Source organism: Devosia sp. Z6_126, assembly GCF_058133495.1.
Genome location: NZ_JBYUNO010000002.1, coordinates 456,250 through 475,386, shown reverse-complemented (window position 1 = coordinate 475,386; position 19,137 = coordinate 456,250). Strand labels below are relative to the sequence as shown.

At 61.6% G+C, this 19,137-nt stretch carries 20 protein-coding genes; 15 read left to right on the top strand and 5 right to left on the bottom strand.

Features of this window, described 5'->3' with window-relative positions:
• Nucleotides 1–5 precede the first annotated feature (5 nt).
• Complete coding sequence (locus AC3YOG_RS09250; protein WP_172123002.1) at nucleotides 6–956, top strand: substrate-binding domain-containing protein; 951 nt, start codon at nucleotides 6–8, stop codon at nucleotides 954–956.
• Between the two features lie 56 nt (nucleotides 957–1,012).
• The gene (locus AC3YOG_RS09245) at nucleotides 1,013–1,624 is read left to right on the top strand and encodes a DJ-1/PfpI family protein (RefSeq protein WP_489934840.1); all 612 of its coding nucleotides are present in this window, start codon (nucleotides 1,013–1,015) and stop codon (nucleotides 1,622–1,624) included.
• 45 nt (nucleotides 1,625–1,669) lie between these two features.
• Here AC3YOG_RS09245 and AC3YOG_RS09240 read toward each other — a convergent pair whose 3' ends face one another.
• The 3 genes from AC3YOG_RS09240 to AC3YOG_RS09230 all read right to left on the bottom strand — a co-directional run bounded on the left by AC3YOG_RS09240 (nucleotide 1,670) and on the right by AC3YOG_RS09230 (nucleotide 3,799).
• The gene (locus AC3YOG_RS09240; RefSeq protein WP_489934839.1) at nucleotides 1,670–2,713 is read right to left on the bottom strand and encodes an Ldh family oxidoreductase; all 1,044 of its coding nucleotides are present in this window, start codon (nucleotides 2,711–2,713) and stop codon (nucleotides 1,670–1,672) included.
• Between the two features lie 114 nt (nucleotides 2,714–2,827).
• Nucleotides 2,828–3,037: a tautomerase family protein gene (locus AC3YOG_RS09235; RefSeq protein WP_127752711.1), complete on the bottom strand. Its 210-nt coding sequence runs from the start codon at nucleotides 3,035–3,037 to the stop codon at nucleotides 2,828–2,830.
• 9 nt (nucleotides 3,038–3,046) lie between these two features.
• Nucleotides 3,047–3,799, bottom strand: coding sequence for a GntR family transcriptional regulator (locus tag AC3YOG_RS09230; RefSeq protein ID WP_489934838.1), 753 nt, complete (start codon nucleotides 3,797–3,799; stop codon nucleotides 3,047–3,049).
• A gap of 223 nt (nucleotides 3,800–4,022) precedes the next feature.
• Here AC3YOG_RS09230 and AC3YOG_RS09225 point away from each other — a divergent pair, with 223 nt between their 5' ends.
• The 7 genes from AC3YOG_RS09225 (at nucleotide 4,023) to AC3YOG_RS09195 (ending at nucleotide 11,905) form a co-directional block, all read left to right on the top strand.
• Nucleotides 4,023–5,036, top strand: coding sequence for an ABC transporter substrate-binding protein (locus AC3YOG_RS09225; protein ID WP_127752713.1), 1,014 nt, complete (start codon nucleotides 4,023–4,025; stop codon nucleotides 5,034–5,036).
• A 19-nt stretch (nucleotides 5,037–5,055) separates the two neighbouring features.
• Nucleotides 5,056–6,525 carry a sugar ABC transporter ATP-binding protein gene (locus tag AC3YOG_RS09220; protein WP_489934837.1) on the top strand — a complete coding sequence of 490 codons (1,470 nt, stop codon included), beginning with the start codon at nucleotides 5,056–5,058 and terminating at the stop codon, nucleotides 6,523–6,525.
• On the top strand, nucleotides 6,522–7,517 hold the full coding sequence (locus AC3YOG_RS09215) for an ABC transporter permease (RefSeq protein WP_489934836.1): 996 nt from the start codon (nucleotides 6,522–6,524) through the stop codon (nucleotides 7,515–7,517). The genes AC3YOG_RS09220 and AC3YOG_RS09215 overlap by 4 nt, the downstream gene beginning before the upstream one ends.
• Nucleotides 7,514–8,479, top strand: coding sequence for an ABC transporter permease (locus tag AC3YOG_RS09210; RefSeq protein WP_489934835.1), 966 nt, complete (start codon nucleotides 7,514–7,516; stop codon nucleotides 8,477–8,479). The genes AC3YOG_RS09215 and AC3YOG_RS09210 overlap by 4 nt, the downstream gene beginning before the upstream one ends.
• A gap of 32 nt (nucleotides 8,480–8,511) precedes the next feature.
• Complete coding sequence (locus tag AC3YOG_RS09205; protein WP_489934834.1) at nucleotides 8,512–9,426, top strand: SMP-30/gluconolactonase/LRE family protein; 915 nt, start codon at nucleotides 8,512–8,514, stop codon at nucleotides 9,424–9,426.
• A gap of 566 nt (nucleotides 9,427–9,992) precedes the next feature.
• A complete protein-coding gene (locus tag AC3YOG_RS09200; RefSeq protein ID WP_127752718.1) occupies nucleotides 9,993–10,370 on the top strand; it encodes a septal ring lytic transglycosylase RlpA family protein in 378 nt (125 codons plus the stop codon).
• 614 nt (nucleotides 10,371–10,984) lie between these two features.
• The gene (locus AC3YOG_RS09195; RefSeq protein ID WP_489934833.1) at nucleotides 10,985–11,905 is read left to right on the top strand and encodes an MYG1 family protein; all 921 of its coding nucleotides are present in this window, start codon (nucleotides 10,985–10,987) and stop codon (nucleotides 11,903–11,905) included.
• A 44-nt stretch (nucleotides 11,906–11,949) separates the two neighbouring features.
• Here AC3YOG_RS09195 and AC3YOG_RS09190 read toward each other — a convergent pair whose 3' ends face one another.
• Nucleotides 11,950–12,852, bottom strand: a complete 903-nt coding sequence (locus tag AC3YOG_RS09190; protein ID WP_489934832.1) for a S1C family serine protease — start codon at nucleotides 12,850–12,852, stop codon at nucleotides 11,950–11,952.
• A 192-nt stretch (nucleotides 12,853–13,044) separates the two neighbouring features.
• On the opposite strand from AC3YOG_RS09190, the gene AC3YOG_RS09185 reads away from it, so the two are divergent.
• Both AC3YOG_RS09185 and AC3YOG_RS09180 read left to right on the top strand, forming a co-directional pair.
• Entirely contained in the window at nucleotides 13,045–13,236 is a 192-nt protein-coding gene (locus AC3YOG_RS09185; RefSeq protein WP_172123012.1) for a hypothetical protein, read from the top strand.
• A 148-nt stretch (nucleotides 13,237–13,384) separates the two neighbouring features.
• A complete protein-coding gene (locus AC3YOG_RS09180) occupies nucleotides 13,385–13,594 on the top strand; it encodes a YMGG-like glycine zipper-containing protein (RefSeq protein ID WP_127752722.1) in 210 nt (69 codons plus the stop codon).
• Between the two features lie 77 nt (nucleotides 13,595–13,671).
• Here the strand turns inward: AC3YOG_RS09180 and gntR are convergent, their stop codons facing one another.
• A complete protein-coding gene (gene gntR, locus AC3YOG_RS09175; protein ID WP_489890150.1) occupies nucleotides 13,672–14,706 on the bottom strand; it encodes an HTH-type transcriptional regulator GntR in 1,035 nt (344 codons plus the stop codon).
• Between the two features lie 199 nt (nucleotides 14,707–14,905).
• On the opposite strand from gntR, the gene AC3YOG_RS09170 reads away from it, so the two are divergent.
• The 4 genes from AC3YOG_RS09170 (at nucleotide 14,906) to AC3YOG_RS09155 (ending at nucleotide 19,124) form a co-directional block, all read left to right on the top strand.
• Entirely contained in the window at nucleotides 14,906–15,442 is a 537-nt protein-coding gene (locus AC3YOG_RS09170) for a TRAP transporter small permease (protein WP_127752724.1), read from the top strand.
• Nucleotides 15,439–16,716 carry a TRAP transporter large permease gene (locus AC3YOG_RS09165; RefSeq protein WP_127752725.1) on the top strand — a complete coding sequence of 426 codons (1,278 nt, stop codon included), beginning with the start codon at nucleotides 15,439–15,441 and terminating at the stop codon, nucleotides 16,714–16,716. Before AC3YOG_RS09170 ends, AC3YOG_RS09165 begins: the two co-directional genes overlap by 4 nt.
• Before the next feature lie 57 nt (nucleotides 16,717–16,773).
• Nucleotides 16,774–17,784, top strand: a complete 1,011-nt coding sequence (locus AC3YOG_RS09160; RefSeq protein WP_172123014.1) for a TRAP transporter substrate-binding protein — start codon at nucleotides 16,774–16,776, stop codon at nucleotides 17,782–17,784.
• A 125-nt stretch (nucleotides 17,785–17,909) separates the two neighbouring features.
• Nucleotides 17,910–19,124 (top strand): mandelate racemase/muconate lactonizing enzyme family protein, encoded by a 1,215-nt coding sequence (locus AC3YOG_RS09155; RefSeq protein WP_489934831.1) that lies wholly within the window; start codon nucleotides 17,910–17,912, stop codon nucleotides 19,122–19,124.
• Nucleotides 19,125–19,137 lie beyond the last annotated feature (13 nt).

Below are 19,137 nucleotides of genomic sequence, written 5' to 3'. Positions count from 1 at the left end.
AAACTATGTCTCGATTGAATATGCTTGCCGCGATCAGTGTCGCCGCCGCGCTCGTGGCCGTGCCTGCTCTCGCCCAGGAAAAAAAGCTGATCGCCGTCTCGATCCCGGCCGCCGACCATGGCTGGACCGCCGGTGTTGTCTACCACGCCCAGGCCGCAGCCGAAGAAATCCAGGCCGCATTCCCCAATATCGAAGTTGTCGTCAAGACTTCACCTTCGGCATCCGCCCAGGTCAGCGCGCTCGAGGATCTGACCGCCACCCGCCAGCCGGATGCCCTCGTGATCCTGCCCCATTCCTCCGAGGAACTGACAGGGCCGGTCCAGAGCATCAAGGATGCCGGCACCTTCATCACCGTGGTTGATCGTGGTCTGACGGATCCCGAAATCCAGGACCTTTACGTGGCCGGCGACAACATCGCCGTTGGCTCCACTACGGCCCAGTTCCTGATCGACAATCTCGGCGGCAAGGGCGATGTGGTGGTGCTGCGCGGCATTCCCACCGTGATCGATGACGAGCGTATCCAGGGCTTCCAGGACACGATCGAAGGCACTGACATCAATGTGCTCGACATCCAGTATGCCAACTGGAACAGCGACGAAGCCTTCAGCCTGATGCAGGACTATCTCGCCAAGTACCCCCATATCGACGCCGTGTGGGCCAATGACGACGACATGCTGCTCGGCGTACTCGAAGCCATCCAGCAGTCTGGCCGCACCGAAATCAAATATGCGCTCGGCGGCAATGGCATGAAGGAAATCATCGAAAAGGTGATGGCGGGTGACCCCATGACCCCGATCGAGACGCCTTATCCGCCGTCCATGATCAAGACCGCGATCTACATGACCGCTGCCCAGTTCAACGGGCAGGCTCCGGTGCGCGGTTCTGTAAAGCTCGACGCGCCCTTGATCACCAAGGACAATGCGGCTGAATATTACTTCCCTGACTCCCCGTTCTGATAGCTGCAGGGCCAGCCCAGTGCTGGCCCCCCCCATACAACCACTGGAGACGCAAAATGCCAGGCAAGAAAATCCTGATGCTGGTCGGTGAATTCACCGAGGAATACGAGATCTTTGTTTATCAGCAGGCCATGGAAGCCGTTGGCCACACGGTCCACGTCGTCTGCCCCGACAAGAAGGCCGGCGACATCATCGCCACGTCCCTGCACGATTTTGAAGGTCACCAGACCTATACCGAAAAGATGGGCCACTATTTCCAGCTCAACAAAAGCTTCGATGAGGTCAAGCTGGACCATTACGACGCCGTCTATGCCGCGGGCGGCCGTGGTCCCGAATATATCCGCACCGACAAGCGCGTGCAGGCCATGGTCCGGCACTTCCACGAAACCAACAAGCCCATTTTCACCATCTGCCACGGCGTGCAGATCCTGGTGGCGGTGGATGGCGTGGTGCGTGGCAAGAAAGTCGCGGCTCTCGGCGCCTGCGAGCCCGAAGTGATCCTGGCCGGCGGCACCTATATCGATCTGTCGCCCACCGAAGCCTATGTGGACGGCACCATGGTTTCAGCCAAGGGTTGGACGGCTCTTGCCGCCTTTATCCGCGAATGCCTCAAAGTCCTCGGTACCGAAATCCGCCACAGCGGCGACGTCACCGAGAAAGCCGCCTAACCACCATTGAGCCGGCCGCGCCACGTGGCCGGCTCAATCTTTGCATCAGGCAAGGTCGAGGAACCGACCCGTATCGAGATCGATCGGGACGCCATGCTGGCGCCGATGTTCGGCCCGCCTCCATTCCCGGTCGCCGGGCGCCATAACCTCGTGTCCCTCCCGCGTGGGAGCTTCGCGCAAGGAGGCGATATAGCGCGACATGCCCATCTCGAAAATGGCCCGGCCGGCGAAATGGTCAGGATCGATCGCCAGCACGAAGTGACCCATATTGCGGGGCGTGCTGATATCGTCCGCCCCGACCATCGGGATGAAATCGGCATCGAGGGTTGTGCCGGTGAGCACGGCCGAAAGCAGCGTGGCGAGGCCCGCTAGCCCCGCGCCCTTGTAGCCATACTCGTCCCCGCCCAATGGCAGAACCATCTCGGCGCTATGCGGGTCGGTCACGGTGCCGCCGCTCTCATCGGCCGCAACACCGGGCGGCAGTTCCTTGTCCAGCGATCGATGCAGCAGCACGCGGTTCATCGGGATCGAGGAAGTCGCCATGTCCAGCAGCCAGGGTTTGTGGCCGGGCAGGGGGGCGGCAAAGGCCAGCGGATTGGTGCCGTGAAAGCGCTTGGCGCCACCAAACAGCGGCACCATGGAATCGGTGTTGGTGGTGGCAAAGCCGATCATGCCCGCATGCGCGGCCTCCAGGGCATAGGCACCCGCGGCGCCGAAATGGGACGAGCGGCGGACTCCCACCGCGGCAATGCCGCTTTCTTTGGCCCGCTCGCAGGCAATATCCATCGCACGGTAAGAGGCGTAATGACCCAGCCCGTCATCCCCATCGAGCATGGTGCTGCCAGCCCCCTTGTGCTCGACGCGCAGTTCCGGGTTCTTGTTGATCCGGCCGCCACCCAGCATCTGGCAATAATGCCGTACGAGGCGCACGCCATGGCTGTCTACCCCAAGCATCGAAGCATGCATCATCGCCTTGGTCGCAGCCAGCAACGACGCTTCGCTCGCGCCCGCTGCCCGCAGCGCCCCCTGGACTCGTCCCTCCAGCTCCTCGGGGGCAATGGTAATGGTGCCGGCAGAAACATCCGTCATATCAGCGCTTTCAGTTCTTGTTGGGTGAGGGGTCGCGAGGCAATCGCGGTCGCCCGCGCAAGAGCGCGGTGGCTGCAGCCACTGCCATTCCGTGGCGTGCTTGATCCGGCGGACCTAGCCGAGATTTCGCCGGGTATGGACATTGGTGGGGCCGACATACCAGTCGCGCGCCGCAACCTCTTCGAACACCACCCAGACGTCCTCGGGCGCCAGCCCCGTCGCTTCGGTCACCGCGTCGCTCACCTTGCGCGCGATCTGGGCCTTCTTGCCTTCGGGATCATCAGCGATGACTTCCCGGACGAGTCGGATGTTGATGAACGGCATGGGGATCTCCTACCCTTTTTTGGTGCTATCATGCTCGGCCGGGGCATCCTCCACCCAGGCCAGGATGACGTCGCGTGCCCGCTCTATGTGATGCCGCATGGCGTCTTCGGCGCCCTTGGCATCGCCAGCACGAATAGCGGCACAGATCTTTGTATGTTCGGCAATCACCGCATCGGCATCGACCACGCCACGATTGCGATAAAGCGGCCCGATGCGATGATTGGCCTGCAACTGCGCGAGGGCGCCGGTAATAAAGATATTGCCGCAATCGGCGGCGATGGTTTGGTGGAACAGGGCATCTGCGTCCACGAAGTTCACGAACAGCTGGCTGCGTGGGCCCCGTCCGGCCGAGTTGATTCCCTTGATCGACTGCTCGAGCGTCGTAATGGTCTGCTCGGTACGATGCTGCGCCGCGAGAGCCGCGGCCGCAGGCTCCAGCAGTAAGCGCGTTTGAAACAGATGCGCGTAGTCGAGCAGGGACATGGCCGGCGCCGCCGTGTAGCGCCCATTGCGCAGACGTACGACGAGCCGGTCCCCTTCGAGGCGCGCCAGGGCTTCGCGGATTGGGGTCTGGGACACGCCCAGCTTGCTCGCGATCACATCGATGCCGATCACCTCACCGGGCTCGACGGCTTGGTCGAGCACCAGGTCGCGAATGTGATTATAGGCCTGCTCGGCCAGGCTGGTCTTGTCGAGGGTCTTGTCCGCCGCCGGCATAATCGTCCTTTCCGATGGCGCGTCCTGCAGCACGACGCCAGGCACGCCACGTCTTCACGGCTCCCCATCAGCAACCTGCTCTGCAAACCACCACAAGCCAGCTTGCTAATCAATATCCTATATACTACGAAATCGGACAGAACAGAGCCAGCTCGCATCCGACAACCTGGTGCGAAGCGACCCGTCCAAAGAAGCAGGTAAGCTGCTCAGGTGTTGCGCGAGCTGACGAGGGGTTCATAGGGCCGCCTGGCGGCGAGGAGGAATATCAATGAAGCGTTCACTGATTCTGCTGACTGCAGTTCTGGCATCGACCAGCCTGACCGGCATTGCGCATGCCGAAACATCGGGCAAGCGCATTGCCCTGTCCAACAACTATGCCGGTAATTCCTGGCGTCAGGCCATGCTCGAAAGCTGGGAGAAGGTGACGAGCCAGGCCGTTGCTGACGGGATCGTCGCGGCCGTCGACACCTTCACCACCGCCGATCAGGAAGTGCCCACCCAGGCCGCCCAGGTCCAAAACCTGATCCTGCAGGGCTACGACGCCATCGTCATCAATGCCGCCTCCCCCGACGCCCTGAACGGCGCCGTCAAGGCCGCCTGCGACGCCGGTATCGTTGTTGTCTCGTTTGATGGCACTGTGTCCGAGCCTTGCGCGTGGCGCGTGGCGGTCGACTACAAGCAGCTCGGCCAGCAGCAGCTCGACTATCTCGCCGGCCGTCTTCCCGAAGGCGGTAATCTCCTGGAAATCCGTGGTCTTGCCGGCACTTCCATTGATAACCTCATTCATGAAGGTATCGCCGACGGCGTCAAGGCTCATCCAAACTTCACCATTGTGGGTGAAGCTACCGGCAACTGGGATCAGGCCACGGCCCAGCGCGCTGTGTCGACCGTGCTGCCCTCGCTGCCCGAGATCGATGCCATCGTCACCCAGGGCGGCGACGGCTATGGCGCGGCTCAGGCCTTCCGTGCTGCCGGCCGTGATGTGCCGATCATCATCATGGGCAACCGTCAGGACGAGCTGGCCTGGTGGCAGGAGCAGCGCGATGCCAATGGTTACGAGACCTGGTCCGGCACCATCGCGCCCGGCATCTCGACGCTCGCCTTCTGGGTTGCCCAGCAGATCCTTGACGGCAAGGAAATCCCCAAGGACGTGACCGTTCCCTACCTGACCGTCACCCAGGAAACGCTGGATGAAGCTGTTGCCAACACGCCGGTCGGCGGCGTTGCCAATAAGGAATACTCGCAAGAGGAAGCCATCCAGGCCATCGCAGACAACCTCTAGGCGAGAGCAGAAGTAAGCCATGACCGCGCCAAACGGATCGGCAATTGAGCTGGCGGGTGTTTCCCGCTCCTTTGGCGCGGTGCGCGCCCTGTCCGACGTCAACTTGTTGATTGCCGGGGGCCAGTGCCTCGGACTTGTCGGCCATAACGGGGCCGGCAAGTCGACCTTGATGCATGTCCTTGCCGGCACGCTGCGACCCGATCAGGGCCGCATCCAGGCCGGCGGGCAGCAGTACGACCAGATTTCGGTGCACCTGGCGCAAACCCTGGGGCTGCGCTGCGTGTTTCAGGAACTGTCCTTGTGCCCCAACCTCACAGTGGCCGAGAACGCGCGCATCCTCCACCCCTCCATCAAGGGCTGGGGCTGGCGCAAAAAGGCCGGTGCGCTGATCAGCGCCATGCTGGAGCGCATTTTTCCCGGCCACGACATTTCGCCCGACACCGTAGTTTCCGACCTCTCCATCGGCCGCCGCCAGATGGTCGAGATCGCCCGAGCCTTCACCGTCAGCGAAGGCGTGCTGCGCCTCGTGATCCTCGATGAACCGACATCCTCACTTGATGCGACCACTTCGCGCCAGTTACTGGAATTCGTGCGCAAGGAGGTGCAAAACGGGGTCTCGTGCATCCTCATCTCGCATATGCTGGGCGAAATCCTCGATTACTCTGATCAGATCGCGGTGATGAAGAATGGCCAACTCGTGGCTTCCGGCCCGGTCGCTAACTTCTCGCGCGAAAGCCTCGTCGATCTGATGAGCGGCGGCGAGCATCCTGACCGCGCCGCGCGCGAGCGCTCGATCCGCTCCCTCGCCGACGCTCCCATTGCCGTCAAGGCCGAACGGGCGGGCAGGGGGCTGCCCTTCGTTGCCCGGCGCGGCGAGGTCATCGGCCTTGCTGGCTTGTCGGGGCATGGTCAGACCGAATTCCTGGTGCAGGTTTTTGAAGCGGCCCGCGCCCGCGAGCCCGAAATCACCGTCGCGGGCGCGGTGTCCTTCGTTGCCGGCGACCGGCAAGCCGATGGCATCTTCCCGCTCTGGTCCATCGCCGACAACATCGCGGTCGGCTCGCTGCCGGTGCTCCGCAACGGCCTGCTTCTGTCAGGCGCCAAGGAGCGGGAGCTTTCGAGCCGCTGGGGCCGAACCATGGCGATCAAGGCGCCCTCGCTTGACGACGAAATTCTTTCTCTATCCGGGGGCAACCAGCAAAAGGCGCTCTTTGCCCGGGCGCTCTCGACCACATCCGCCGTGGTGCTGATGGACGATCCCATGCGCGGCGTCGATATCGGCACCAAGCTTGAAGTCTATGACATCATTGCCGAGCAGGCAGCGGGCGGCCGAACCTTCCTTTGGTACACCACCGAGTTCGAAGAACTCGAATATTGCGACCGCGTCTACGTGTTCCAGAACGGGCGCATCGTGGGCGAACTGCAGGGCGCTGACATTACCGAGGCCAGCGTGATTGGCTCCTCGTTCAAGGACAAGGACGCGGCATGACCACCGACATTTCGACCACGGCACGCGGCCAGAACCTGGCTGCGTCCTCCCGTCAGCGCCTGCTGCGCGGCGCCCTGCCGGCCGTCTCGCTCGTCATCGTGCTTGCCGCGATCTGGTACTTTAATCCCCGGGCGATCAGCTATTTCGGCCTCAACCTGATGCTGAACCTTGCCATTCCGGTCGCTCTGGCCACCATCGCCCAGATGTGCGTCATGGCCACCAACGAGCTTGATCTGTCGATCGGTGCCTTTGTCGGCTTCGTCGCCTGCGTCACCGCCACCTATATGCCTGAAGCGCCCCTCCTTGCCGCGCTCATGCTGGCCGGCGGCGTGCTGGTTTACATGCTGGCGGCCGTCATCATTCACTTGCGCAATGTCCCCTCCATCGTCGTGACCCTGGGCCTGAGCTTTTTCTGGGCCGGCCTCGCCCTCCTGATCCGTCCGACGCCCGGTGGCTCGGCTCCCGGCTTGCTGCGCGACTTCATGGCCCTCCAGCCCCCGTTCATCCCGATGCCGGTCTTGCTGGCGATCGTGATTGGCCTTGTCGTGCACCTGATCCTGATGCGCTCCTCCTATGGCGCGGTGCTGCGCGGCGTTGGCGGCAATGCCCGCGCGGTCCATCGTGCCGGCTGGTCCATCCTCAAGGCCAAGGTTGCCATGTTCGCCCTAGCCGGTATCTTCGGCATTCTGGCCGGCATGACGCTCGTCGGCGTGTCCTCCAGCGCCGACGCCAACATGGCCACCGGCTACACCTTGCTCTCCATCGCCGGAGCGGTGATCGGCGGCGCCGAGTTCGTTGGCGGTCGCATCTCGCCCATCGGCGCGGTAATCGGAGCCCTGGTGCTACAACTGGCATCCTCGGCCCTGAACTTCTTCCAGGTCCCGTTCCTGCCGGGCGGCCGCATTCCGCAGGAATGGCAGGTCGGCGCCCAAGGCATGTTCCTGATCATCATCCTCGCCGCTCGCGTGCTCATCAGCAAAGCTGAAAAATGACCGATCAGACCCTTTCCCTTTCGCGGTTCACCCTAAACAGTCTTCCGGTCTGGCTCTGGTCATTCCTCGGCGCCTTCCTGGTCTGGGTGCTCTCCTTTTCCATTGCAGGGCAGGGCGCCCAGGGAATGCTCGTCGCCGCCCTGTCCTTCTCGGTGTTCACCGTCATGGTGGGCTTGGGCCAGATGTTCGTCATCACCCTCGGGCCCGGCAATGTTGACCTTTCGATCCCGGCCACCATTGGCCTGGCCAGCGCCGTCGCCATGAAGGTCATGGATGGGCAGAACAGCCTTATCCTCTGGGGTCTCCTTGCCGCGCTCGCCTGCGGCCTCCTGATTGGTGGCTTCAATTATCTGCTGATCCGACTGCTCCGCATCCCGCCCATCGTTGCGACCCTATCCTCGAGCTTCATCATCCAGTCCGTCGGCATCAGCTATGGCCGCGGCTTGCAGATCAAGCCGCCCGCAGCGCTCTCCGATTTTACCTTCTCGCGCTTTCTGGGTGTTCCCGTACTCGCCATCGTCGCCATCGCGCTGTCGGTCGTGGCGGGAATCGTGCTGCACCGCACCATCTATGGCCGCACCGTGCTCGCCACTGGCCAGAACATGCGCGCCGCCCGCTTCGCTGGCCTGTCGGTCGAGCGCACGCGGCTGTTGACCTATGTGCTTTCCGGCGCTCTTGCCGCGCTGTGCGGCGCGCTATTGGCCGGATTTTCGGGTGGTTCCTCGCTGTCGATGGGCCGCGAATACCTGCTGACCTCAATCGCCGTGGTCGTGCTCGGCGGCACCTCGGTCGCGGGCGGGCGGGCCAATGTCCCCGGCCTTTGGGGCGGCGCCTTGTTCCTGTTCATGGTGTCCACGCTGCTCAACACCGCAGGCTTCGGCTCGGGCTTGCGGGACGTCTTTACCGGCCTGATCATCGTTGCCGCGATCGCCATCACTGGCACGCGTCAGGCGCTCAGGTAAGAGCCCAAGAAGCAATCTCGGAGGAGGGTATTTTGGCTGCATCGGATTATGAGATTCTGGACGAACGCTTTGCGCGCCTGCCGTGCACCACGGCCAGTGTCCATAAGCTTTATCAAGGCTGCCATTGGGCCGAGGGTCCCGCCTACTTCCCGGCCGGGCGCTACCTCGTCTGGTCCGACGCGCCCAACAACCGCATGCTCCGCTATGATGAGGCCAGCGACGCCGTCAGCGTCTTCCGCCAGCCCGCCAACAACAGCAACGGCAACACCGTTGACCGCCAGGGTCGCCTTGTTACCTGCGAACATGGCACCCGCCGCGTCACCCGCACCGAGCATGACGGCTCCATCACGGTCCTTGCCGACAACTACAACGGCAAGCGGCTGAACAGCCCCAATGACTTGGTGGTCAAGTCAGACGGCTCAATCTGGTTCACCGACCCGACCTACGGCATCGATTCTGACTACGAGGGCAACAAGGCCGAAAGCGAGATCGGCGCGTCCAATGTCTACCGGATCGATCCCGCTTCCGGCGCTCTCACCATTGTCTGTGATGACTTCGTCAAGCCAAACGGCCTTGCGTTCTCGCCCGATGAAAAGCTGCTTTACGTCGTCGACACCGGCCGCACCCATGGCCCGCAGAACCCGGCCCATATGCGCGTCTTCGAAGTCGGCGAGAATGGCACGCTCTCAGGCGGCCGAGTCTTTGCGGATTGCACGGCCGGGCTGTTCGACGGCTTCCGCCTCGATACGGATGGCCGCATCTGGACCTCGGCTGCGGATGGCGTGCACGTTTATGATCCCGACGGCACCCTGATCGGCAAGGTGCGCATTCCCGAAGTGGTCGCCAATGTCTGCTTTGGCGGACCCAAGCGGGACCGGCTCTTTATCTGCGCCACAACGACGCTGTATTCCGTGCGCCTCTTCGTTAACGGCGCAAAGACCTTCTAAGCCCGACCACTCAACGCCAGGCACCGCACAAAAAACAAAGGCCCCGGCAGCTATTACAGCGCCAGGGCCTTCTTTTCGCCGGCGGCCGCGAGGAGGGGATCGCGCACCGGCTTGACCCTTAGATAGTTGCGGCTGGCCGACCCGCAAGACGCTCCCCGGTCACGAGATAGAGAGGGTGCCTCAAGGGTAGTTTCCTGTTCTTTGCTGCGTGCTCCGCTCCCGATCTCCCGAGCCCTGTAATACGGGCTTTCCGCGGCATTGAAGTGTTAATCCTTGTTTCCAACGGTCCCAACATCTCCGCTGGTACGTGCGAGCACAGGTTACAGCGGCGCCTAGCGAGCGTCCTCAATGTCAAGCTACACCGCCACCTGCGTCGACCAGGCACACCTGTCGCAGGGTTGACGATCCCGATTTGGACGCATGTTGGGCAGCAACGCCCCACAATAAGGACGCAATGCGGCAGGGTCCCAGAATCACCCTAATCCGGCCGTTCTGTCCGCCCATTGAGGCCGCAACGATCCCTTTAATGCTGACCTCAACGTCAACAGCGAGATATCGTTCCCTTAATGCAGAAGATTTTTAAAGCCGCCGCCGTTGCTCTTTCCCTCACCCTCGCCGCAGTTCCAATGGCTCCACAAGCTTTCGCCAAGGACAGCACTTTGTCGGGTGTGGCTTCCTGGTATGGCCCCGGCTTTCACGGGCGTACCACGGCTAATGGTGAGAAGTACAATATGCACCAGCTCACCGCGGCTCACAAATCCCTCAAGTTCGGCACCAAGGTTCGTGTGACCAACAAGAAGAACGGCAAGTCCGTCATCGTGCGGATCAATGATCGTGGACCTTACGTCGGCAGTCGGATCATCGACCTCTCCAAAGGCGCTGCCCAGGCCATCGGCATGATCGGCTCCGGGACCGCGTCGGTCACTGTAGAAATACTCGCATAAATAAGCAGAAATTGCACCTCAATGCGCTCGGGAACAAACCAATAAGACGGGTGTTCTCCAAGCAGAGGTGATCATCATGCGTAAAGTCCTTGTAGTCTTCGCAGCCGCTGTGGCACTGGCAGGCTGTTCTACGTCTCGAGAGCGCGTCGTGGTCTTATCACCACCAACTGCGGTTATTGTTCAGCCGCAGCCAGTGGTTCGGCGCGTCGAACCGCCACTCGCCAGGGGAAATGTGGATTCCGTCGCGGCGCTGCGGCCCGGCCGCGGCTATGTCGCCGCGTTTCCGGAAGCTGACCGCCGTGCGGCATGCGTGCGGCTCGATTATCGGCCCGGCACCCGCGGCTTCTCGCGCTGCTTGGTAGGAGATTTCCCGGAGAACCCCTACTTCGCCAGCCGATAGCCAAGCCAGCGTTGACCCAGAAGACTGCGCAATTTGCCCCGAGCGGCCGGTTCAGCGATCGGCTGCTGTTCGCTGAGTCCTGCGCTTCTGATCATCCGCCATTCGGGGTAGAGCTTGGCGCCTCCCGCACTTTTGTTGCCATGCGCCACTGGTTTATCGGCGAGCCAGATGCTAGGCGCGGTATCGCTCTGCCCAAGAAAGGCGCGTTCCCGTTTTGCAGCCGAACTTTCTCGTTACTCACTCCGGTGGCTTTCACGCCGACGAACTCCTGTCCAGCGTCGTTCTGACCCGGCTCTTCCCCGATGCGCAACTAATCCGCTCCCGCGCTGCACAGTGGATTACTCCCGCCCAAGACCGCATCATCTACGATGTTGGCGGCGCCTATGATGCCGCAGCACAGATCTTCGATCACCATCAGCGCGGTGCGCCGGTTCGGGACAGCGGCGAGCCGTTTAGCTCCTTTGGCTTGGTCTGGAAGCATTACGGACGCGATTATCTCCGTGCCTCAGGGATCATCGACGCCAATTTGGATGAGGTGCACGCCTCCTTTGACAGCGAATTCGTTCTCCCGGTCGACCTGATGGACAATGGCGCGCTCAGCGCCACCGTCGCCGGGGCCTTGGCCGAACTGACCCTGCCGGCTTTGCTGGATAGTCTCAAGCCCCCCTTTGATCAGGCCGATCCGGCAAGCGAAGACAGAGCCTTTGCCGAAGCTCTTGCCATCGTCAGCCGGTTTGTTGAGGGCAATGTCGCTCGCAGGGCTGCCAAATTGCGTGCCGAACAAGTGGTATTGCAGGCGATCGAAACAGCCGGCTCAGGACGGATCCTAGAGCTTCCCCAGGGCATGCCATACCGATCAGCGATCGCGAAATCAGGTGCCGACCACCTGCTCTTTGTGGTCCATCCCCGCGACAAGGATTGGTGCCTGGGCGGCATTCCCGTCGTGCAAGGCGAATTCAAGCTCCGCGCGGATCTTCCCGCCGCATGGGCTGGCCTGACCAATGGCGATCTCGAGGCCATCTGCGGCGTCGAGGGCGCGAGCTTCTGCCACAATGGGCGGTTCATCGCGGCGGCAAAGTCTCGCGACGCCATCCTGGCCATGGCCGACTTGGCTGTTCGAGAAATTACCTCCTGACCATCCCACTCCGCTCCGATACCTCGGGGCAGGGGCGTTGTTCGTTACTGCAGTTGCGGCTTTTGCAGGAAGCTGTTGCGGTCCGCGGTTTTTACCCGGACCCAATTGTCTCTTCCGTCTCGGACCAGGCGCAAGGCGAACTCGGAGCCCACCGGCGACGTGGTCCAAAGCTTGCGGTAAAAATCACTCAGGCCATTGATAGCATGGCCGTCGAGCTCACTAATGATGTCCCCGCTCTTGAGCCCCGCGTCTGCAGCGGGGCCGTGCTCGGCGACGCTCATCACGATCACCTCGTTGTTCTGCTCGGCCGTGAATACGCCTAGCCACGGGCGAGGCTCGTTCCGCGACCGCCCGAGGTTGACGAGGTCATCAAGGATGTCCTTCAACAAATCGATCGGCACGAACATATTGATGTCCGTGGTGCGCCCGAGTTGCAGCATCTGCAGGCGCAGCGAACCCAGTCCGATCAGCCGACCCTGCGGATCCACCAGCGCAGCTCCGCCCCAGGAAGGGTGGAATGGGGCGGTAAAGATCGCCTCATCAAGCAGATATTCCCAGTAGCCGGCGAATTCCTGCTTGGCGACTATCTCGGTCAGCACCTCACTGCCTTCCCCATCAATGATAGTGCCGATATCGCCCAACTTGGTGGCACCGGAACTGCCAAGGGTAAGGGCAGGGAGATCCAGTTCTCCCAAAGCCTGGACGAGGCCAAATCCGGTTTGCTGGTCGATGCCGAGCACATGGGCGTAGACAACCCGCCCGTCATGCGTGGTTAGCCATACTTCCTCAGCCTCGGTGATGAGATATCCGATGGTCAGGACCAGGCCCGTGGTGTTGATGACGACGCCGCTGCCTTCACGGATCGTACCCAGGGTCGAGGCGGTGAATGCCGTTTCGGGCACCATCGCCCTGAGGGACACAATGGAGGTTCGGAACTTGTTGGTCATTTCTATCTCCCCACGGCGAGCCATGCACTTGTTCCAGATAGGATGATATCGCACAGCCGCAAGGCTCGTCTCCAGCCCGTTAACATGCTCTGCCGGTTCAACCCGCGAGAGTGAAGTGCCATACAGAAGCTGGCCTCGTGCTTTACGTTCACTGGCGCCTGTCAGCTTCGGAGTGAAACATTGACAAAACGCATGTCCAAGACCCTCGCGGCAGAGATCGCAGAACGAACAATGCAGGTCGTCAACCCGCAAAACCGCGCTCTCGCGCTGAGCGCGACGCTGCGCCGGCACGGCTTTGCCTTGCCCAACCAGTTGCCCGCTTCCATTTTGGATAAGTCCGAGCTGAAGGCCTGGTTGCTAGCCACCTACACTACAACCGGCTGACGCCAGGAGCTCATTTCGGCAATCCAGGAAGGTAAGTCCCACTCCCTCAACGACAATCCTTGCGGCTTTGATCTAAGTTGCGGCAATCTCGGTTGGAACCACATAGGATTTTAGTGGTTCACTCTCCATCTTACCTCCGGAGGAAAACATGAAGAAGATTGCACCTATTGCCTTGGTCCTTGTTGGGGCCATGTCCCTTACTGCGTGCACCACCACTGAGCGTACTGTCGCTGGCGCTGCGATTGGCGCTGGCGCTGGCGCAGTTGTCGGCGGCGCGGTCGCTGGCACGCCCGGTGCCGTTGTCGGTGGCGTCGCCGGTGGCGCGACGGGCGCCGTTATTGGCCGGAACTCCCGATAGGGCGGCCAATACGTTTCGCGATTGTCTGGGGGCTTGAGTTCGCTCGGGCCCCTTTTTTCATTGGCGATAGGCTGGCGTCAGTCGCTGATCTGACGATCCGTACTGTCTCTCGCCTTGAGCTCGAAACCAAGGTTCACCACCGCGGGCACAGGGCGCTCGCCATTCGCGGCGGCAATGATCATTCCGATCGCCTGGCGCCCCATTTCGTAGCGCGGCGTGCGGATCGATGACACGCTCGGCGCGCTAGCTGCAGCATATTCCAGGTCGTTATAACCCATAATGCCGAACTGGCTCGGTACCCGGATATGTCGCCGCTGGCACTCGAAAAGGGCGCCCAGGGCCATGTCATCATTGTTGCAGAATACGGCATCTGCATCCGGCACCAGTTCCAGAAAATCGGCGAGCATCTCCGCGCCTCGGGTGACCGAAGATGGGTGCGGGCTGGTATAGATCAGCCTTTCGTCAAACAGATCGACAGCTTGCAAAACGTCCCGATATCCCTCCAGCCGCCGTTGCGCGCGCGGGTCCATACGGGCTCCAATGAAACCGATGCGCCGATAACCTTTCTCCAGCAGGTGCCGCGCCGCGGCGCGCCCGCCTTCCCGGTGGTCAAACCCGATCATCATGTCGATTGGGCTGGCGCCGATGTCCATGATCTGCACCACCGGACAGCCGAAGCTGTCGAGCATGGCACGCGCCAATTCGCTTTGATCGATTCCCGCGACCACGAGCCCCGCGGGACGTTGTGCACCAAACAAGCGCAGAAGCTCTTCTTCCTTGCGGTTCGTATAACGCGAATTGCCCAGCTGCACTTGGTAAGCTGTGCCTTCCGCCGCGTCGAAAATGCCCCGCAGCACTTCCGCAAAGACCTGGTTGGTCAGGGATGGGATGATCACCCCGATGGTCGAGGTGGTCGCGGATGCGAGCGCGCGGGCTGCCTGGTTAGGTGTATAGCCGAGACTCGCAACGGCTTCTTTTACCCTCGCCAAAGCAAGCCCGGACACTATGTCAGGCGTCCGCAAAGCGCGAGATGCGGTGATAACGCTTACACCAGCAGCGGCCGCGACATCCTTAAGCGTTACCGCCCTGTAACTTCTGCCATTTTCCCCCATCGCCCCTCCAAATGCACCCGTCCGCAGCAGGTGAGCCGTTGACAATGACATACGCTGTCATTTAAGCCGTTGTCTATATTGACGGCTGACCAGGACAGTCGTGAGGGGAGAGCGGCAGGCCGCAATGTGCGGCAGGCCGTGGGGAGAAGATCATCGTGACCAATGCGACTCCGTTCGCCACGCTCGGGGCATGCTTGCCATGAGGCGGCTCACTTCGGGCATCGGCAGGATCATCGAGGTATCCCTCGTGCTGCTGCTTGCAGGCATGGCGGCCATGATCTTTCTCAATGTCGTGCTTCGTTACGGCTTTAATTCCGGCCTGGTCATTTCCGAGGAGATGAGCCGGTTCTTCTTTGTCTGGCTCACCTTTATCGGGGCCGTGTTGGCCTTCAGTGAGAATGGTCATCTGGGTGTCGAAACGCTGGTCCGTCGGTTCGGCCGCCGCGGCCGCATTATCTGCATGGCGCTGACCAACATCCTCATCCTGTTTTGCGTGGTGGTTCTGTTCTGGGGCACCTGGATGCAGGCGCCGATCAACGCCTCCATGCGTTCGCCAGTCGCTGGCATGCCCCTGGCTTATGTGTTCGGTGTCACCTTCTTTACCGCGGCTGGCATTGGTGTGATCGCGATCTGGCGGTTGTTCCGAATTTTCACCGGCCGGGTGACCGAAGGCGAGATCGCCCAGTTCGTGGGTGACTACGAGAGTATCGACAGCTTGCTGGAGCGCGGCGAATGACGCTGTTCGTATTCCTCTCGTCACTGCTGGGCGCCATGGCCATCGGCGCACCGATCGCCTTTGCGCTGATGTTCTGCGGCATCGTGCTCATGACCTATATGGGCATCTTCAATCCGCAGATCGTCGCTCAGAACATGGTCGATGGCACCAACAGCTTCATTCTGCTGGCCATTCCGTTTTTCATCCTCGCTGGCGAGTTGATGAATGCGGGTGGCCTGTCCAAGCGCATCATCGATTTCGCCATCTCCTTTGTTGGGCATCTCCGTGGCGGCCTCGGCTTTGTCGCCATCTTCGCAGCCCTGATCATGGCCTCGCTGTCGGGTTCTGCCGCCGCCGATACGGCAGCGCTGGCCGCCATTCTGATCCCCATGATGAGCAAGGCCGGCTACAACGTGCCTCGTTCTGCTGGCTTGATCGCAGCGGGGGGCATTATCGCCCCAGTGATCCCACCTTCCATCGCCTTCATCGTTTTTGGCGTGGCCGCCAATGTGTCGATCACTCAGCTGTTCCTGGCCGGCATCGTGCCGGGCCTGCTGATGGCGGTGGCGCTGCTAGTTGCTTGGTCCATCGTGTCGCGCCGGGATGGCGTCGAGGTCCTGCCCAAGCAGGATTGGGGTGCCCGCGGCCGTGCCACCTTGCGTGCTGGCTGGGCGCTGATGATGCCCGTGATCATTCTTGGCGGCATTCGCTTCGGCATCTTTACGCCAACCGAGGCTGGTGTGATCGCCGCCGTATACGCCATGTTCGTCGGCCTGTTCATCTATCGCGAACTCAAGCTCGTCGATCTTTATTGGGTGTTCCTGCGCGCCGCCAAGACCACATCGGTGGTCCTGTTCCTGGTAGCGGGTGCGCTGGTTTCGGCCTGGCTCATCACCAGCGCCAACATCCCGGGCGAGATCACCCGCATTCTTGAGCCGGTGATGGGCAACCAACTGCTCCTGATGCTGCTCATCATGGTGCTGGTCTTCGTCGTCGGTACGGCGCTCGATCTCACCCCCACCATTCTCATCCTCACCCCGGTCCTGATGCCCATCGTGCGTCAGGCCGGTATCGACCCGGTCTACTTCGGCGTCCTGTTCATCATGAACAACTGCATCGGCCTGCTGACGCCGCCCGTTGGTGTCGTACTCAATGTGGTGAGCGGCGTAGCGCGCGTGCCGCTTGGCAAGGTTATCACCGGCGTGATGCCGTTCCTGCTGGCGCACTGTTTTGTGCTGCTGCTGCTGGTACTGTTTCCAGAACTTGTCCTCACGCCGTTGCGCTGGCTGCGCTAGCCTCGCCGCGAGGACCTGACGACTAAAGAACGACGTCCAAAAGAGGAGGACAACCACATGACACTCAAGGCACTTCTTGCCGCAAGCGTATCGGCAACCCTGATTGCGGCCCTGACCGTCCCGGCCAGCGCCGAAGTATCCCAGCGCACCATTCGCATCGCCAACGGCATTGCCGCCGATCATCCGGTGGGGGACGGCGTCGACGCGATGACCCAGTGCATCGCCGAGCGCACCGACGGCGCCTGGACCGTCAACGCCTTCTGGAGCTCGGCGCTGGGCGACGATCTGCAGTCCGCCCAGTCCCTTCGCTCCGGCACGCTGGAAATGGTGATTTCATCGAGCTCGCCACTTGTCGCCATCGAGCCGGCACTGGGCGTGTTTGATCTGCCCTTCCTGATCTCGAGCGAACAGGAAGCTGACGCCCTGCTGGATGGCGAGTTCGGCCAGTACATCGCCGACATGATGCCCAAGCACAATTTGGTCAACTTGTCCTATTGGGAGAACGGATTCCGCAATCTTTCCAACTCGCTGCGTCCGGTGGAAAGCCTTGAGGACTTCAAGGGCATGCGCGTTCGCGTGATGCAGAACAACATCTTCCTCGATACCTTCCAGACGCTGGGCACCAACGCCACGCCAATGGCATTCGGCGAAGTGTTCACGGCCCTCGAAACCGGCGCAATCGATGCGCAGGAAAACCCCTATGTGACGATCGACACCTCGCGCTTCTTTGAAGTGCAGGATTACGTCTCCAACACCCGCCACGCCTATACGCCGTTCATGGTCCTGTTCTCGAAGCCGATCTTTGACACCTACTCGGCCGAAGAGCAGCAGATCCTGCAGGAATGCTCCGTGGTTGGCCGCGACGTGCAGCGCAAGGCCAGCCGCACGCTTTCCGAGCAGTCGCTCCAGCGCATCAAGGACGCGGGCCTCGAGGTCAACGACATCTCGCCAGAGAACATGGCCAAGATCCGCGAAGCCGTGCAGGGCGTCTACGAGCGCAGCGCCGCCACCATCGGTGCCGAGGTCGTCGAGCGGGTCAACGCTGCTCTGACTGAAATCCGCGGCTAAACCCGCGAGCGCAGAACGGGGCGGGACCAGTGCTACGGTCCCGCCTCTTGTTTGACCTTTATGGCCTACCCAATCCGCTGCTCGTTATTCAGCACGGCGCGGACAACCGCTCCCGGATTGCCTAGATGAAGATCACCGGCGTCGAGACGCTTCGGCTTGCCGAATTTGCCAACATCGTCTGGATTATTCTGCGCACCGACGAAGGCGTCACCGGACTGGGCGAAACCTTCATGGGCGCCGCAGCCGTTGAAGCCTATATCCACGAGACAGTTGCTCCAAAACTGATCGGCCGTGACCCGCTGCAGATCGAGGCCATTAATCGGGACCTGATCGGTTATCTCGGCTGGCGCGGGGCCGGTGTCGAAACACGCGGAAATTCCGCGGTGGATATCGCGCTTTGGGACATCTTCGGCAAAGTGCTTGGGGTGCCGATCTCGGTGGCCCTGGGTGGCAAGTCGCGCGACAAGATCCGCACCTACAACACCTGCGCCGGCTACCGTTACATCCGCGACGCGCGTGCGCAAAGTGTTGCCAATTGGGGCATGGGCGAAGCGGCTCCCGGTCCATACGAAGACTTGGACGCATTCCTCAACCGCGCCGACGATCTGGCCCACTCCCTGCTCGAGCAGGGCATCACCGGCATGAAGATCTGGCCCTTCGACTTGGCGGCCGAGCGCACCAATGGCCTGGATATCTCTGCCGAGGAGCTCACCATCGCTCTGGCGCCCTTTGAGCGCATACGCCGTGCGGTAGGGGACAAGATGGACATCATGGTGGAGTTCCACTCGCTGTGGAAACTGCCGGCCGCCCAGCGCATCGCGCGCGCGCTCAAGCCCTACGACACCTTCTGGCACGAAGATCCTGTTCGAATGGATAGCCTTGAGACGCTCAAGGCCTATGCGCCCCATTCCGATGCGATGATCTGTGCCTCTGAAACGCTGGCCTATCCCCATGCCTTCCGCGACTATCTCGCGACCGGTGTCGCGGGCGTTGCCATGCTCGATCTGTCCTGGTGCGGTGGCCTCTCCGAAGCCCGGAAAATTGCTGCACTCGCCGAAGCCCACCACATTCCGGTGGCGCCCCATGATTGCACGGGTCCCGTCGTGTTCATGGCCTCCTGCCATTTTTCGCTCCATGCGCGAAACACCCTGATCCAGGAGTCCGTGCGAGCCTTTTACACCGGCTGGTACACCGAACTTGTGACCGCGTTGCCCCTCGTCAGCAAAGGCGAGATTTCGGTCACCGACGCGCCCGGCTTGGGGCTTGAGCTTCTGCCTGAGTTGTTTACCCGCCCCGATGCCATCCACCGCCGCTCAGGCGCCGACGGAGAAGTGACGTGACCACATCTAAGCC